The organism is Paenibacillus thermotolerans (assembly GCF_028745515.1).
Classification (GTDB): Bacteria; Bacillota; Bacilli; order Paenibacillales; family YIM-B00363; genus Paenibacillus_AE; species Paenibacillus_AE thermotolerans.
This window is the reverse complement of the sequence record NZ_JAQZSG010000099.1, coordinates 1-325: the sequence shown is the minus strand read 5'-3', so window position 1 is coordinate 325 and position 325 is coordinate 1. Positions and strand designations below refer to the sequence as shown.

Genomic DNA, 325 nt, shown 5'->3' with positions numbered 1-325 from the left:
TTCAAAGCAATTGCGGAGGTAGCACTCCCTCTCAAGAATGCTGTGAAAAGATTCAATGTACGCGTTTTTGTTTGGCGAGTGATTCGGAATCCGCTCATGTTCCACACGCATCTGTTCACAGAAGGCATGGAATGCCTTACTAATGAACTGTGGACCGTTATCCGTTCGAATAACAAGCTGCTGTGTTTGGGTGTGCACTTTGCGCTTTAGGAGCGCTTTCTGTACTGTCCTCAAGACATCATTTGTGTTGCAGGATTTGCCTCTGTGGTACGCTACAATATTTCGATCAAATACATCAATAATGCTTGCTAGGTAGAAATGACGG

The 325-nt window shown here is 44.6% G+C and carries 1 protein-coding gene; it reads right to left on the bottom strand.

Annotation, left to right across the window (positions count from 1 at the left end; translation table 11 throughout):
• A partial coding sequence (locus PT964_RS26660) for a DDE-type integrase/transposase/recombinase (RefSeq protein WP_425262802.1) occupies nucleotides 1-279 on the bottom strand: 279 nt, incomplete at its 3' end.
• Between the last annotated feature and the right edge of the window lie 46 nt (nucleotides 280-325).